Genomic DNA, 12883 nt, shown 5'->3' with positions numbered 1-12883 from the left:
ATACTTCTTTGTATGGGCATTGTGTCTTATATGGTATCAATTGTTTTATAGTTATTTGTGCTTTATAAAATACATGATCATTTTAAATCTTCGGGTTGGTTAGATATCAACGGAAATAGTATTGCAAGATTTCAACGGATTTTAGACTTGGTTGTCATTAGTTTTATTTTCTTCTTTCTTCAGCCAACTGTTAATTGGACTCAAGACTTTATTAATATCCCATCATTATATATAGTGTCTATTGTAACTCTTTTTGTATTGCCTTATTCCGGCATCTATAGAAGTTATCGTCATAAATCTCTTAGCCGCTTATTTCAAAAGTTAAATTCAACATGGCTGGCAATCATATGTCTTGTTATTTTGGCCTTCTTCTTAAATAAGAGTAGTGCAACTCATTCTCGTATTGCAATCTCTTTATGGGCAGCTTCCGGCTGGATATGGTTGATATCTTCCCACATTCTCACCCGACTATACTTACGAAGGATTCGAAAGATCGGACGTAATAGTCGAACAATTTTGTATTGGGGTGAATCACAGGCATTTCTTGACTTTTCATACCAACTCTCATCTAATCCTTGGTTGGGTTATCGTATATTATCCTGGTTTTCTCCAGAAAATGTTGATCATATTCACCAAAATCCTAAACTTCCCATATGTGGTGGTGGATTTGATCAACTTAAACTCTGGCTTGATGAAAATGTTGTTGATTGCATCGTATTTAGTCATGTTCCGTCAACTATTCATGGTTCAAATCAACCTAATTTGTTTGATTTGTTAGGTAATACATGTTCTCGCATATTATATGCTCCTCATTGGTGTATTGATTCCATGAGTTTTAAGAGTGAATCTATTGGCTATCAGAATTGTATCGAACTATGGGGCTTAAGACAGACTTATGATGAACGTATCATTAAAAGACTTTTTGACCTTCTTATCTCGGTTGCCGGAGTTATCGTTCTTTTTCCATTACTTCTCTTTATATCAATTTTAGTTAGGTTTTCAAGCCCTGGCCCTGTCATTTTTAAACAGAAACGATGTGGATTGCAAGGGAAAGTTTTCAATTGCTATAAATTTAGATCTATGTATGTGGATCCGTTTGTTGATACTATTCCACTTAAACAGGCTCACAAAGGTGACAATCGTATTACCCCTGTAGGCCGACTATTGCGTCGATGGAGTTTGGATGAATTGCCACAACTCTTCAATGTTGTTATAGGAGATATGAGTCTTGTTGGCCCTCGACCTCATGCCTTAGAGCATGATGAAATTTACCGAAAATTAATTACTGGTTACACTCAACGTTATGTCTGTAAGCCCGGCATGACCGGATTAGCTCAAGTCAGCGGATTTCGAGGTGAAACTAAAGAGCTCTCAGCGATGGAGGCCAGAGTCATGGCTGATCTCGAGTATCAACGAGAATGGAGCTTGCTATTGGATATAGAAATTTTATTTTCTACTTTTTTTACTCTTGTATCGTCAGAAGCGTATTAGATATGTTATTCATTTTATCAATCGATACATTCTGTTCTAGTCAATTTCCATTTTATTATGTCTATATTTTATCTTAAAATGTCTTTTAGCTATTTTAGTTGCTTGAGTCATCTTATTCCTTCTTTTATTTTCCTATGTGCTTGGTTTTTTTATTTTTATCGTTTCAAAGCGATGTGTCTTGCCTTCTAAAGGAGAGATAGCATTTGACTTGTGCTGTGAATCATCAAGTAATTATGGTTTTCGCCCAGTGAATATTTTCTGTAACCAATTTCTTCCAACATTTGAGTATCATTTTCCTGATTGCATTCGATAATAATAATTGGTAGTACTTTTTCGATAAGTAACATGGAACCCGTAAGCACTGTCTTTTCATAGCCTTCTACATCTATTTTTATTATCACATTCTTGCCCTCGCAGTATTCGCTAAAGTGGTTAAGATCTATCGTTGGAACCGATGTGATGTCGTTCATCCCATAGTTGCAGTGAAGAGAAGACTTATTTGAAGCATGATTTACAAGACTGCCCGCTGCACCGCTAGCATTGTCTGGATAATATTCAGTAACTCCAAGTCTATCTGATACTGCAAAAGGTACTAAATAGATATTTTTTGCTCGATTGTTGATTATTGTTTTGAGAAGAAGTCGACAATTTGTTTGATCTGGCTCAAACATAAATGTTTGCTCTACGCAATACTTTCTTGCCATCCATGAATAAATACCAATATTCGCTCCCACGTCCAAAAAAATATCAACTTTTGAGTTTAATAATATTTTCTTAAATATAGCCCTTGTTGCCTTCTCAAGATTCCTTAAATTTGTAATAATACCAAAATCTCTCATCAGTTTAACACTCACATTCGTTTCATATATGTTTGTGCTGAAATCAGGGTCCAATCTCTGCTGAATCCATCGAAAAATTGCCAGTTTGCGGAGTCTCCACAAAGGGTGAAATCTGTTTCTTATTTCATTCAGCATGCGCGTAGAAGGCTTGTTAATGCTTATCTTACTGTCTCTTATGAAGAAAGCAAATTTGTTCCGATCCTATGATTCAGTTCTAAGACATCATTTTTTTTAATTCTGCGATTGCTTTACATGGCTTTGCCGTTTTTTACTTAAAGTGGGCTCATCTTTAGCCAGTAGCAGTTTGTGTTTCTTTTTTTGCATTTTACCTCCCCGTGCTCCATCCTCTTTGGTGCCTCGACTTATGAAATTCTTATACCGTATAGATGTAATTAATTCTTCCCGACGTTCAATTGCTTCTGAACTTCGCCATTGTCCACATATTTTTGTTATTTCTGGTGGTGTTTCTCGCTGTTTGCCAGTGATGAGTTTATTTTGTGGATCTACTGTGTAAATCTTCTTGCCTTGTTTGTTTTGATAACGGGTCGCTTGAACTCCCTATCCGTTGTCTTTTCATATGTAATTATTTCGTCCGTTGGAATGTATTTGTTTCCTTGATCACAATATCTTGGTATTTCTTTTCCGTTCGCTTACCCTTTTCAATTGCTATCTTACTGTCTTCTCTCTTTTTCAGTCATTTTTTGTCAATTTCTCTGTGTTTGCTGCCTTTCTATCTTATTAACTATTTTTTGCTTTTTTTATGTGCCCATAGCTCCCCGCTATCTCTAATTAGCACATTCTTTTTGCTGTATTGTTTTGTGCTTTCTGTTTCGACAACCCACTTCGTCGTCAACTAGCTCTTCCGCTCTTTTGAAGCATCTACAGACGCATCATCAATGAGGAGATTTCTGTCCTTTTATTTCAATCCATTTTGGTAGGGCTGTTCACGGCGGGGGCTCCCCGGTTTCAGCATCGTGATGTTGACCCGCTTGCCAGATCGACCAATAAGTCTGCTTCTTCGAATAACTCTTGATTCTGTTCAGATGTTTGGTGTTGCCATTTGTCGTGTAGCAGTTGAAATCGATTGAGCTGCTCCAAAGCGATGACAACTGAACTCACCAACCTCCCCTGCGGAACGGTTCAGCTCAAGGTCTGCGTGAATCACCTCTGTGAATTGGGTTGGGTGACCTCGCACCATCTGGTTCCGACCAAAGAGGCTCAGCTGAAGCAGGCCCTTCGTCACCACAAGACGAATGAACTGTTCCCCACAGGCAGCTGATGAAACAAGTTGCGTCGTGGTGGATATTGATTGGCCCTGACCACAAAATTCCAGTCTCTGACTGGAATCAATGCACTTGACTCAGCTGGCTGGCAGGTTGTCGAGGCTGAAGCGGTAGCCCCGCTGACGCACGGTGGTGATTCCACCGCCCTCCCCAAGACCGGCCTGCTCAAGCTTGCGGCGCAGAGTCAGAACCTGTGTGTCCACGGATCGGGGTCCGCCGCTGAAGGGAGGCCACGCCATCCGCAGCAGTTCCTGCCGACTGCGCACCAGCCCAGGAGGCATCAACAGCGCACAAAGCAGAGCAAATTCGCGGGGGCTGAGCTCCACCGGCTGCTCCCGCAGTGTCACCTGACGCAGCAGCAGGTGTACTTCGAGTGGCCCAACGGTGACCCGCTCCTGCAGGCCGCTGTGCCCCCGCTTGAGCAGGGTGCGGCAGCGGGCGGCCAGTTCCTCGAGGCCAAAGGGTTTGCGCAGCACATCGTCGGCACCGTCATCCAGAAGGCCCACCACCGGTTCAGCACCGGCCCGTGCGGTCAGCACAATCACAGGGCAACGCAGCTGCTCAGCCAGGCGCAGGGCGGAGCTGCGCTCCAGCAATTCTGCACTCACCAGCAGATCAGGCGACTGTTCCTGGCAGACCTCCAAAGCTTCAGCGGCACTGGCCACGGCTGCTGTGAGATGACCGTCCTGACGCAGCCGCTGAACCAGCACCGTGCGCAGGGTGGGGTGCGGCTCGACCACCAACACCCGGGACGGTTCCTGCCCGGTGTTTGAACTTGGCATCACCACGGGATCGGTGCTTGCTGCAGATGCTTCCGCCGTGAGGTCGTGGGGAGTGGAGGTCACTGGATCGGCCCGGGCGCGCCTACGCTAAGCCCAATTTCCTGGCAGGCTGGTAACAGGGGCTGCTGTTGTATCTCATGACATCACTCGACGACCCTGAAGCCATCCGTCATTTCCAATCGCTCTGCGATGCCTGCCAGGAGCTGACGACCCGATATCACACGCCTTCGGAACTGCGGTTGTATTCCGATGGCTATCTGCATGCCTTGCGAAAGTCTGGATCCCTTGATCCCCGCTCTCAGCACCGCCTCGAGCAATTGATCGATCGCTGGATCCTGGATCCCTCCAGTTTTATAGGCCCTGACGGGGATGTGAGCACGTTGTACATGCGCCATCCCCAGGGTTATTGAGTTAACTGGCGAGAGCGATTTCCAGCTTTTCGCGAAGTTCTCCGGAGTTGTACATCTCGATCAGGATGTCTGAACCGCCGATGAATTCCCCTTTCACATACACCTGGGGGATGGTGGGCCAGCTGGAAAATTCTTTGATTCCCTGACGAATCTCTGGATCAGAGAGAACGTCAAATGTTTCGAATGCCACACCAAGGGAGTGCAGGATTTGCACCACATTGTTTGAGAATCCGCATTGGGGCATCAGCTTGGAGCCCTTCATGAACACGAAGATCGGGCTGGAAGCGACCAGAGTTTCGATTCGAGCTTTGGTGGAAGGGTCCATTGTTAAGCGTGGATTGAGCGTTAGGCGGACGTAGCGTCCGCAGGGGTTGAGGTGTTGAGGGCGAGGGCGTGAATCGCTTCGCTGGCCAACTCTTGTTGCAGCGCGCCGTACACCATCTGATGCTGACGGATGCGTGAAAGGCCGGCAAACGCCGAAGACACCACCGTCACCTGGAGGTGATCACCACCACCGGTGAGGTCTTCAACGGTGACATTGGCGTCAGGAATGACCTGTTGGATCGCGGCTTCAACAGCATCCGGCTGCACCATGGCGGTGGTTGCGCAAGGGGAAAGTTGCTCAGATGCTGACAGACCGGCTCATCGGCCGGCAGGCGATGCACCGCGGAATTCCGTTTCGACGAAGCCCAGTTCCAGCAGGCTCTGATAGGCCTTCTGTCCTTGCGGTTTCGCCGGTGTCATCAGCTTGACCACCTCCACCAGCACCGGAACAGCCACTTCAGGCTGGTTCTGACGGCGGAAGAGTGCAGCCAGGCGGAGGTTGGTTTCCGCCAGCAGTTCCAGGGCTTCACGGCCTTTGGTGTCCATCTCGCGGGGGATTCGAGCATCGAGTCCGCGGAAGGCACCGCTCAGGTCTCGGTAGAAGGCCAGCAGTTGCTTGGAGGCTTTGCGGGCTTTGTCGTAATCGGCCCGCGCTTCGGCCAAGTCTCCACGGCTGGCGGCTGCGTCGCCCTCAGCCAGCATGGAACGAACGGCCGTTGGGTTGAAACCACCCTGGCTCTGGGCCAGAACACGATTGTCGGATGAGGTTTGGGCGATGCCGGGAGCGGCGGTCACGCCCAGGGTTGCCACCAATGCAGCCGTCGTCAGCAATGCGCGACAACCCATGAGACCAGACAGAAAACGTGGACGGACTTTAGAAGCTCTCCAGCGGTCGGCCAACGGCTGCACGGGCCGCTTGTTCAGCCGTATGCATCGCATCAGCGAGTTGGATATTGAACTGCCGCGTCGCCTCGCGTTCGCCTTTGGCAGGCACGGTAAGCGGTGCCCCGAAACAGAGCGCTGCCCGGCTGAAGGGCCGTGGTGGGGCCTGGCTGTAACCCAAACCGACTGGAACCACTGGAACGGAGACGCCGCGGCTCTGGGCCAGTTGGGCCAGACGCACGAGGCCGGGACGCAGCTCAATCGCTTCGTCCTGCCGGTGAATCCTGCCCTCCGGGAACATCACCACTTGCTGTCCGTCGGCCAACAGGTCGATCGCAAGACGCAGAGTGGTCATCGAGGGGCGTCCCTGGTCGACTGGAAAGCAGCCCAGCCGTTGCAGAAACCAGCCCTGCAGCCCCCGCATCTCCGTGGTGGTCACCATGAAGCGGCAATCGCGTCCACTGACCCGACGGCCGGCTGCCATCGGCAGCATCAGGGCATCCCAGCGGGCGCGATGGGTCGGCGCCAACAGCACGGGACCCTGATGGGGCAGATGTTCCGGATGCAGCACCAGGCGTTCACGGAATTGAAAGCGCAGCGCCAGATCCTGGGTGGTGAACATCGCCAGGGGAGCCCAGTAGCGGTCAATCCCGACACTCAGAGCGCTTTCTCGGGTTGCCAGGGCCGCTTGCAACGGGCTGATCAAATTCGACGCCTGCGAACTTAAAGCCCCCAAGCAAAGCTGCATAGGATCCGGCCAACGACTGCCCCGTCATGGCCAGCCTCGGCGTCAATATCGACCACATCGCCAACATCCGTGAAGCGCGGCGAACCGTTGAGCCGGATCCTGTCTCGATGGCACTGCTGGCCGAACTTGGTGGGGCCGATGGGATCACCGTGCACCTCAGGGAAGACCGGCGTCACATCCAGGATCGGGATGTGGAGTTGCTGCGCCAAACCGTTCGCTCCCGCCTCAACCTGGAAATGGCCGCCACCGAGGAGATGGTGGCGATTGCGCTGCGGATCAAGCCCGACATGGTCACCCTGGTGCCAGAACGGCGGGAGGAGGTCACCACGGAGGGGGGCCTGGACGTGGCCGGACAGGAAGCCTCTCTGAGCGCCATGGTGCAGACCCTTCAGGCCGCGGGGATTCCTGTGAGCCTGTTTGTGGATCCGGAGGCCACCCAGCTCCAGGCCTGTAAGAACACTGGGGCCTGCTGGGTGGAGTTGCACACGGGGCGCTATGCCGATGCCGACTGGAGCACCCAGCCCAAGGAGCTGGCTCGCTTGCAGGAAGGCACCGCCATCGCCCGGCAGCTCGGTCTGCGGGTCAATGCCGGCCATGGCCTTACCTATCAGAACGTTGAGCCCATAGCGGCCATTGCTGGGATGGAGGAACTCAACATCGGCCACACGATCGTGGCCCGCTCTGTGGCCATCGGACTGCAACAGGCTGTGCGGGATATGAAGGTCTTGGTTCAGAATCCCCGCCTTGATCCCCTTTTCGGACAGGCGCCTGGATGACCACCTATCACTTCGTTGCAGCCAGCGAGCGCTTCCTCACCGTGGAGGAGCCGCTGGAGGAAGTGCTGCGGGAGCGCCAACGCAACTACGCCGAAACCGGTAAGACCATCGATTTCTGGTTGGTGAAGCAACCGGCTTTCCTCTCTTCTCCTGAGCTGGCTGAGCTCAAGGCAACCATTCCCCAGCCCGCTGCTGCTGTGGTGTCCACCGATCCCACCTTCATCACCTTCCTCAAACTGCGATTGGAGTACGTGGCTGTCGGGGCCTTTGAAGCACCGTCCGCGGGGATTCCCGATGCCCTTGCCGGTGCCGTCTGATGAATCCCAGTTCCCTTCCCGTTCAGCAGCGCATCGCACTCCTGGTGCAGGCCCTCGATGGTGCGGAGAAAACCAACAAGGCCTTGGCCACCTGTGCCGACGGGGACGCGATGGTGGACATCCTGCTGGGGGCTTCGGCCAAGCTGGGGTTGGGGCTGACCCGTCGGGACCTCACGGAGACACCGCCGATTCGCGACTGGATCTGGTTCAAGAACAACGACCCCCTGGTCACGGTGGGTGATGCCAAGCCCCGCTACCGCCGGGAAACCCCGGAGAAGCCCAAGCCAGATGCGAGCCAACCCAAGGAACGCAAGCGCTTTCTCGGTTTGTTCTGATCTGAATTCCGAAGCTTTGGCGGTGCCTGGCTGAGCATCAGAATTGACTCATCTCCAGGTTGTTGCTTTGAACCTGCGCAGCCGCCGGCATTGGGTGATTGGAGATGTGCATGGCTGCCATCAGTCCCTGTGCCATCTGCTTGCCACCCTGCCGCCGAACGACCATCTGGTCTTCTGCGGGGATGTGATCAACCGTGGGGAAGCCATTCCCGCAACGATGGATCTGGTCTGGGATCTGGATCAGTCAGGCCGTGCCACGTGGCTGCGCGGGAACCATGAGCAAGACCTCATCGATGCCCTGGAATCCCGGGATGGCTTGAGTCAACACGCCACCTATGCCCAGTTGGGCGACAGCAGCGCTAGCCAATGGTTGCCGCGCCTGCAACAGCTTCCGCTCGTCTACCGCGGTGACGGTTGGTGCGCCACCCATGCCGGGTTCGACGCAGCAGGTCATCCGGATCTCTCCATTCGTGATCCCTTCTGGGAGGCCTATGACGGTCGTTTTGGACAGGTTGTTGTGGGCCACACCCCCCGTCCCCAGGTGGAGCGCCTCGGCGCGATCGTTCTGATTGACACCGGAGCGGTCTATGGCGGTTGTCTGTCGGCCTACTGCCCGGAAACGGATGCGGTCGTTCAGGTGGAAGGAGCTGCAACCGATGCCGTGCTGGCTGGAGTTGGCCCTTGCTGACGGTTTACCGAAGCAACAGGGCTGAATTTCTGGCTCGCTTGCTCTCCCGTCAGTTGATCGAGCAGAAGCCGGGCCCCCTTGAGACAGTGGAGGTGATGGTCAACACCTGGCCCACCAGCCGATGGTTGGGGGAACAGCTGGCCACGGCCAATGGCATCAGTTCCCTGGTGCGGTTCCCTTTCCCGGGCAGTCGCCTGCGGCAGTTGGTGCGCCAGGTGTTGCATCTTCCTGCTCAGGAGGACGATCCCTGGCGGGCGGGCCAGCTGGTGTGGGCGGTGCTCGAGTTGCTGCCGGAGCTGTTGGAGCAGCCCGTCGCCCAGCCGTTGCGGGTCTGGCTCACCCAGCGTGAAGGAACCGCCTCGGGGTTGACGCGGGACCGCTGGCAGTTGGCCCGTTCCATCGCCGATGCCATGGACGATTACGCCCTCTACCGCCCCGATCAACTGGAGCAGTGGAAACAGCCGCGGCCTGATGACGATTGGCAGCCTGTGCTCTGGCGACTGCTGGCCCAACGGCTGCCCCGGGCTCCCTTTGGATTGCAGGTGCGTGAGGCCGTCGAGTGTCTCCGGCGGGGAGATGTTGATCCGGCCCTGCTGCCGGAGCGACTGCGGCTGTTCGGCATCAGTGCTCTGGCACCGGTGCAGGTGGATCTGATTCAGGCCTTGTCCGGTCTGCTGGAGGTGGAGATCTACCTGCTCACCCCGTGTCCGGATCTATGGCAGCGCTGCGGCAGTCGGCGTGCCTCGCTCGGGGATGACTGGCTGATCCCGCCGGATGGGGGATGGTTGGCGGAGGCGCCGCGTTTGGAGGCCGTTCTCGGGCGGATGGGCGCCGAATTTCAGCAGTTGCTGGAGGGCTCCGGTGAAGCGCAGCTGGGGGAGCGCCGCGAGGGAGATCTGTTTGCAGGTTCCCTGCAGATCGCTGCGGCGGAAGAGCGTCAGCCCACCTTGCTCGATCAGCTTCAGCAGCAGCTGGTGAATGCCGAGAGCATCGCTGAGCTGACTCGTTCCTCAAACGATCAATCGCTGTTGTTTCAGGCGGCACCGGGGCCTTGGCGGGAGGTGCAACTGGTGCGGGATCGCATCCTGCAGTGGCTGGCGGCCGATCCCGAGCTCGAGCCCCGCGACGTGCTGGTGATGACGCCGCAGATCGAGCGCTATGCGCCGCTGCTCAGCTCCGTGTTCAACGACACGGCGGCCATCGGTGTTGATTTGCCCTGGCGCCTCACCGATCGCAGTCAGCAGAGCAGTCCGGGGCTGTCGATGGCGATGTTCACGCTGCTGGAGCTGGCTGCGACACGCCTCACCGCCACGGGGCTGGAACGTCTGCTGGCCAACCCGGCCTTGCAGGGCCAGCAGGGACTCACGCCGGAGGAGGCGGTGTTGATCACGCAAACGCTGCAACGCAGCGGTTTTCGCTGGGGATTGGACGCCCGTGAGCGGGGCGGTGACGAGGTGCACAGCCTGCGTTGGTGTCTCGACCGTTGGCTGCTGGGTCTGGTGCTGCCGGTGGAGCCGGGTCTGGCTCCGGCAGGGGCGGCACCCTTCCAGCAGGAGCTGGACCCCGATCGCCTGGTGCGTTGGTGGACGCTGCTGGACCGTTTGGCGCGGATGCTTGATCGCCTTAGGCAGCCCCGGCCGTGCCATGGCTGGGTGGAGCTGCTCCAATCCCTGTTGCAGGAGCTGTTCGCTGAGGGCGGGGCCTGGACTGATGAGGCGCAGAGCTGGGCGGCGGCGCTTGAGGAGTGGCGGCTGCGGGCCCATGACTGCCCCCTGGACCTCGACGCTGCCGTGGCCTTGGAGGTGCTGCAGGAGGCCTTGTCGGTGGACAGCGGCCGCTTCGGTCACCGCAGTGGTGCCCTCACCATCAGTGCCCTGGAGCCGATGCGGGCGATTCCGCACAAGGTGGTGATCTTGATGGGCCTCGACAGCGCCGACTTTCCGCGCCCGAGTCGCCGTCCTGGCTTTCATCTGCTGGAGCAGCAACGGCGCCTGGGGGATCCCCGCAGCAGCGACCAGGACCGCTACGTGCTGCTGGAGGCTTTGATGTCGGCACGCCGTCATCTGCTGATCAGCTGGTGCGGGCGGCTGGAGCGCACCGGTGAGCCTCAGCCGCCTGCTGCGCCAGTGGAACAGTGGCTTTCAGTGCTGCAGGAGCAGTTGCAACGGGCCGGTGCCTCCACGGAGGGGTTGTTGGTCATGCCGGCGGCCAACCCCCTCTCCCGTGAGAACTTCCGGCCTAAGGCGCCGCTCAGTTGTGATCGCCGTCAGCTGGAGGCCCGGCGCTGCCTGGATGCTGCTCCTGCTTCAGTCCCGAATCCCCAGGGGCTGGCCTGGGCATCGCTCTGGCAGCCGGAGATCAACGATGACGAGGCCGAGGGACGGGACGGAGACGATCTGGCCCTGGACCCTGAAGCGTTGCTGGCCTGGTTGCAGCAGCCCCAGAAGGCCTGGTTGCAGGCGCGGGGGTTGCGGCCTGGGGAAGGCATTGAGGCGGTGGAGGATCTCGAGGCGCTCGAGTTGGAGGGCCTGCAGCGCTATCTGCTGCTCAACCACGAGCTTGAGGAGCAGTTCATTCTTGGATCGGCTCCGGATTGGACGGCGTCGCTGGCGGGCCAGGGTGTGCTGCCGGCGGGGGCTGGGGCGGCCCTTGAGCAGGAGGAATTGCAGAAGCGTTGGCAGGACCTGCAACGGCAGCTTGCATCGCTTGGTCCCTGCCGCCGGGAGGTGCCGGTGCTCGCCGGCCTGCCGATGCCCCTGCTTTACGCCGGCGACACCCAGGTGGTGGTCCAGCCCGGGATGCTCACGGCCGCGGCGGTGATGCGCGGCTGGTTGCAGCACCTGTTGCTGTGCGCTGAGGGATCGGCTCCTGCAGCCGGTTCAGCGGTGGTGGCGCGCAGCACCCGGGTTGCCGGCGCCGAGGTGCACTTGCGCTGGACGGCGTTGCCGACGGCTGAAGCCGAGGACCAGCTGCAGCAGCTGGTGCGGCTGGCACAACAGGGGTTGGAGCGGTGCTGGCCAGTTCCCCCGAAGAGCGGCTGGCAGATGGTCGCCAAAGACCGGCGCAAACCGGGGGAGGGGCCGCAGGATTTCCGCAAGAGCTGGCAGGACGAAGGGGCCACCCCGGTGATGCAGCTCTGCTTCGGCACGGATATCGCTGCGGAGCAATTGATGGATCAGGCCGGATTCCAGGAGGCATGCCAGCTTCTGTACGGCCCGCTGTTGACTTATCTGAGATTGACAAAATAGCTTTCGCAAAGAACCGATTTTCAGGCCATTTCTTGAGAGATTTATTTGGCTATTCTCTCCGTTATCTGATTGGTAATTTCAGCCTGAATTGAGGTTCTGTTTTTTGTGATTGCTTTGCTCTTATTGACGTCAGTAATAGATAAGGATCAATGGGCGGATTTTTAAGTACTTCCAGTGCATTAATCTGCGCTGAATTTTGTTGATTCATCTAAACAGTTTTTTGAAGGTTGAAAGCTTTTATTGCTCGAAATTCGTGTTCGGCTTTGAGTTGATATGAGCTATGAATTTTCAGTCGGATGCTGCAGCCTCTTTGATGTTTTATCGGGTAGCGATCCTTTGAATTTGGATCATTTTTTCGATGCCTTGGGGGGCAGATTTGCCTTGTCTTGTTTCTACTCGTCGCACAATTATTGTTGTTTTCGTGGTGATCATGCCTCCGTAGTTATGCTATCAAGCGTGTCGAACATTCTTGGAAGCTCGACCATGTCTGCGTGGCCCTAGTCCTTGGTTGGACTGCGCTTGTGTTCCTTAATCCCACAAGTTTCTCTTTGCCTCTTCTGTGCTCATCATTTTTTTTGATTACTCTTTCGTTCCTTAGAGTAAGCGAAGCTGGAAGCGACAATTGAGCTGAATTCAATTCTTGCTCTGACGTATCCTTGTCTGAGATTTGTTGGGGATGGCTTTGGTTATTCAAAGGATTGTTGGCTCGGCTTGTCTTTTCTAGAAGGTGGAGAATGCTTAAGTTCGATGATTCATTTGG

At 55.1% G+C, this 12883-nt stretch carries 14 protein-coding genes; 8 read left to right on the top strand and 6 right to left on the bottom strand.

Translation table 11 applies throughout. From position 1 onward, the window contains the following. Window positions 1-57: 57 nt before the first annotated feature. Entirely contained in the window at window positions 58-1491 is a 1434-nt protein-coding gene (locus SynA1562_RS08120) for an exopolysaccharide biosynthesis polyprenyl glycosylphosphotransferase (protein ID WP_255445603.1), read from the top strand. Window positions 1492-1676: 185 nt separating this feature from the next. On the opposite strand, the gene SynA1562_RS08115 is transcribed toward SynA1562_RS08120, so the two are convergent. Then, the gene (locus tag SynA1562_RS08115) at window positions 1677-2384 is read right to left on the bottom strand and encodes an FkbM family methyltransferase (protein ID WP_186493458.1); all 708 of its coding nucleotides are present in this window, start codon (window positions 2382-2384) and stop codon (window positions 1677-1679) included. 1048 nt (window positions 2385-3432) lie between these two features. On the opposite strand from SynA1562_RS08115, the gene SynA1562_RS08110 reads away from it, so the two are divergent. Further along, entirely contained in the window at window positions 3433-3609 is a 177-nt protein-coding gene (locus SynA1562_RS08110; RefSeq protein ID WP_186493457.1) for a hypothetical protein, read from the top strand. Window positions 3610-3690: 81 nt separating this feature from the next. Here SynA1562_RS08110 and SynA1562_RS08105 read toward each other — a convergent pair whose 3' ends face one another. After that, on the bottom strand, window positions 3691-4458 hold the full coding sequence (locus tag SynA1562_RS08105; RefSeq protein WP_186493456.1) for a response regulator transcription factor: 768 nt from the start codon (window positions 4456-4458) through the stop codon (window positions 3691-3693). A gap of 74 nt (window positions 4459-4532) precedes the next feature. Between SynA1562_RS08105 and SynA1562_RS08100 the strand changes: the two genes are divergently transcribed. Beyond that, window positions 4533-4805, top strand: a complete 273-nt coding sequence (locus SynA1562_RS08100) for a DUF6761 family protein (protein ID WP_115082587.1) — start codon at window positions 4533-4535, stop codon at window positions 4803-4805. A gap of 1 nt (window position 4806) precedes the next feature. Here the strand turns inward: SynA1562_RS08100 and grxD are convergent, their stop codons facing one another. From grxD to SynA1562_RS08080, 4 genes are read right to left on the bottom strand one after another with little or no spacing between them, the layout of a single operon-like run. Beyond that, window positions 4807-5130, bottom strand: a complete 324-nt coding sequence (grxD, locus tag SynA1562_RS08095) for a Grx4 family monothiol glutaredoxin (protein WP_006851683.1) — start codon at window positions 5128-5130, stop codon at window positions 4807-4809. Between the two features lie 20 nt (window positions 5131-5150). Further along, window positions 5151-5399 (bottom strand): BolA family protein, encoded by a 249-nt coding sequence (locus SynA1562_RS08090; RefSeq protein ID WP_186493455.1) that lies wholly within the window; start codon window positions 5397-5399, stop codon window positions 5151-5153. A 48-nt stretch (window positions 5400-5447) separates the two neighbouring features. Then, window positions 5448-5975 carry a hypothetical protein gene (locus SynA1562_RS08085; RefSeq protein ID WP_186493454.1) on the bottom strand — a complete coding sequence of 176 codons (528 nt, stop codon included), beginning with the start codon at window positions 5973-5975 and terminating at the stop codon, window positions 5448-5450. Window positions 5976-6003: 28 nt separating this feature from the next. Beyond that, window positions 6004-6759 carry a 1-acyl-sn-glycerol-3-phosphate acyltransferase gene (locus SynA1562_RS08080; RefSeq protein ID WP_186493453.1) on the bottom strand — a complete coding sequence of 252 codons (756 nt, stop codon included), beginning with the start codon at window positions 6757-6759 and terminating at the stop codon, window positions 6004-6006. 26 nt (window positions 6760-6785) lie between these two features. Here SynA1562_RS08080 and SynA1562_RS08075 point away from each other — a divergent pair, with 26 nt between their 5' ends. The 5 genes from SynA1562_RS08075 (at window position 6786) to SynA1562_RS08055 (ending at window position 12123) form a co-directional block, all read left to right on the top strand. Then, window positions 6786-7535, top strand: coding sequence for a pyridoxine 5'-phosphate synthase (locus SynA1562_RS08075; protein ID WP_186493452.1), 750 nt, complete (start codon window positions 6786-6788; stop codon window positions 7533-7535). Further along, complete coding sequence (locus SynA1562_RS08070; RefSeq protein WP_186493451.1) at window positions 7532-7852, top strand: MgPME-cyclase complex family protein; 321 nt, start codon at window positions 7532-7534, stop codon at window positions 7850-7852. Before SynA1562_RS08075 ends, SynA1562_RS08070 begins: the two co-directional genes overlap by 4 nt. Beyond that, window positions 7852-8187, top strand: a complete 336-nt coding sequence (locus SynA1562_RS08065; RefSeq protein ID WP_011364615.1) for a hypothetical protein — start codon at window positions 7852-7854, stop codon at window positions 8185-8187. The genes SynA1562_RS08070 and SynA1562_RS08065 overlap by 1 nt, the downstream gene beginning before the upstream one ends. A gap of 67 nt (window positions 8188-8254) precedes the next feature. Then, a complete protein-coding gene (locus tag SynA1562_RS08060; protein ID WP_186495367.1) occupies window positions 8255-8875 on the top strand; it encodes a metallophosphoesterase in 621 nt (206 codons plus the stop codon). Continuing rightward, window positions 8869-12123, top strand: coding sequence for an exodeoxyribonuclease V subunit gamma (locus SynA1562_RS08055; protein ID WP_186493450.1), 3255 nt, complete (start codon window positions 8869-8871; stop codon window positions 12121-12123). Before SynA1562_RS08060 ends, SynA1562_RS08055 begins: the two co-directional genes overlap by 7 nt. The last annotated feature ends 760 nt before the right edge of the window (window positions 12124-12883 follow it).

This window comes from Synechococcus sp. A15-62, from assembly GCF_014280075.1.
Classification (GTDB): domain Bacteria; phylum Cyanobacteriota; class Cyanobacteriia; order PCC-6307; family Cyanobiaceae; genus Parasynechococcus.
Note: the sequence above shows the minus strand (reverse complement) of the source record. Positions and strands in the feature narration are given on the sequence as shown.

Bases quoted from the DNA above. Each gene is read 5' to 3' on its own strand.
- SynA1562_RS08110 (WP_186493457.1), top strand. From the start codon at position 3,433: ATGACAACTGAACTCACCAACCTCCCCTGCGGAACGGTTCAGCTCAAG.
- SynA1562_RS08100 (WP_115082587.1), top strand. From the start codon at position 4,533: ATGACATCACTCGACGACCCTGAAGCCATCCGTCATTTCCAATCGCTC.
- grxD (WP_006851683.1), bottom strand. From the start codon at position 5,130: ATGGACCCTTCCACCAAAGCTCGAATCGAAACTCTGGTCGCTTCCAGC.
- SynA1562_RS08090 (WP_186493455.1), bottom strand. From the start codon at position 5,399: ATGGTGCAGCCGGATGCTGTTGAAGCCGCGATCCAACAGGTCATTCCT.
- SynA1562_RS08085 (WP_186493454.1), bottom strand. From the start codon at position 5,975: ATGGGTTGTCGCGCATTGCTGACGACGGCTGCATTGGTGGCAACCCTG.
- SynA1562_RS08080 (WP_186493453.1), bottom strand. From the start codon at position 6,759: ATGCAGCTTTGCTTGGGGGCTTTAAGTTCGCAGGCGTCGAATTTGATC.
- SynA1562_RS08075 (WP_186493452.1), top strand. From the start codon at position 6,786: ATGGCCAGCCTCGGCGTCAATATCGACCACATCGCCAACATCCGTGAA.
- SynA1562_RS08070 (WP_186493451.1), top strand. From the start codon at position 7,532: ATGACCACCTATCACTTCGTTGCAGCCAGCGAGCGCTTCCTCACCGTG.
- SynA1562_RS08065 (WP_011364615.1), top strand. From the start codon at position 7,852: ATGAATCCCAGTTCCCTTCCCGTTCAGCAGCGCATCGCACTCCTGGTG.